This window comes from Ralstonia sp. RL (assembly GCF_001683835.1).
GTDB lineage: Bacteria > Pseudomonadota > Gammaproteobacteria > Burkholderiales > Burkholderiaceae > Ralstonia > Ralstonia mannitolilytica.
The window spans coordinates 1-1,577 of record NZ_LWRX01000066.1 but is presented as its reverse complement, the minus strand read 5'-3'; the positions used below and the strand labels follow the sequence as shown (position 1 = coordinate 1,577).

At 68.5% G+C, this 1,577-nt stretch carries 2 protein-coding genes; both read right to left on the bottom strand.

The features are described from left to right. A partial coding sequence (locus tag A6M56_RS07525) for an ABC transporter transmembrane domain-containing protein (protein WP_286757959.1) occupies window positions 1-954 on the bottom strand: 954 nt, incomplete at its 3' end. Window positions 955-1,194: 240 nt separating this feature from the next. Then, window positions 1,195-1,577, bottom strand: a 383-nt coding sequence (locus A6M56_RS07520; RefSeq protein ID WP_286757958.1) for a hypothetical protein, incomplete at its 5' end; no start/stop codon positions are given.

The window sequence follows — 1,577 nt, the reverse complement described above, 5'->3', positions numbered from 1 at the left end:
CTGCTGCAGCAGCGGCATCAGGCGCTGGGCGCCGAGCGCCAGCGCGCCCAGCGTCGGGATGGTCGCCGTGATGCTGCCCTGCGTCTCGGTGATGGTGTAGCCGAGCAGCGCGATCAGGATGATGCCCAGCGCCTCGACCAGGATGCGCGAGCTCGGGCCGCCGATGATGGCGGTGCTGGCCTGCGCCAGCCGCATCGTCTTCTCGGTCTCGTGGAAGCGCCTGGCGTGGAATTCCTGCGTGTGGTCGAGCAGCACGTCGCGGATGCCGCCCAGTCCCTCCTGCACCGCCTGCACCCGCATGGCGTAGGCGCGGTTGACCACCTTGCTGTTGCCGGCCAGGCGGCGCCGGGTGAAGACGGAAATGAGCGCGTAGATCGTGCCGAAGCCGAGCAGCGCGATGCCGGCGATGGCCGGATCGATCAGCAGCAGCGTGGCGGTGATGAAGGCCGCCATGAGCGCGCTGCTGCAGATGATCAGCAGGCTGGCGATGACGAACACCACGTTGTCCATCTTGTCGATCGCGCCCACCGTTTCGCTGCTGTTGCGCGCGACGTGGAACTCGTAGGACTGGTACAGGGTGCGCCGGTACACCTCGGTGCCGAGCTCGTAGCCCATGATGTAGTTGAGCCGGGTGGCCGCGTAAATGACGGCGTAGCGGATGATGCCCGCGACGATGACCGCCAGCGCGAAGACGACGGTCAGCCGCCAGCGCAGGTCCGCCGCGCCGGCGGCGCCGAGCAGGCCGACGATGCGGGCGACGAACGGCCTTTGCAGCGCGTTCGCCGGATCGGCGAGAATGGCCAGGAACGGCACCAGGGTCGCCAGGCTGAGCATCTCGGCCAGCGCGCACACCAGCATCAGGAGCAGCAACGGGGGCAACTGGCGGCGCCGCCGCGGCGGCAGGCAGGCGATGAATCGGGTCAGACGGTGCACCATTCCGCGATACGGTTTCATGCGAACTCCACTGCGGCGCGCCGGTGGGCCGGGCTGCGCCTTGCTTAAGGTCTGTGGAGATGCTGCCGATACATGCCTTCGCCCAAGTTGCGACGGATCAAAGCTGCGTGCGGTTGCCGGAGCGGCCGGCACCAAGGTTTGATGCACCTTCCGGCGATGCAACGGAGCCGACGCGGAAAGGGAACTGCGCCGTCCGGCGCGACTCCATACCGGCCGCGAGCGCGCAGAGGTATGCGGGGGCTACTTGCGGCCGTCGTAGTAGAACGAATTGCCGTCCCACACGATGATGTCGCGTCCGCCGGTGTGTTTCGGGTCGATGCCGACCTTCCACTGCCGGTTCTCGACGGTGTCGATCAGCACGATCGGATACCCGGGATCGTCGCTGCGCGTCCAGCGCCCCGACTTGCCGCCGTAGGATGCCCAGACATACGTGCCGTTCGGCCGGATGATCAGGTCGCCGGCCGACACCCCGGCGCTCACATGCAGCCAGTCATAGCCGCGGTAGCCGCTGGGCGAGGTCCAGACCGCGCCCGGAATGCGGGTGCGCCAGACGCCGAAGTAATAGTCCAGGCCGGCGCCGTCGGCCGGCGCCGCCGCGCGCTCCTGCCGCTGCGGCGCGCGCT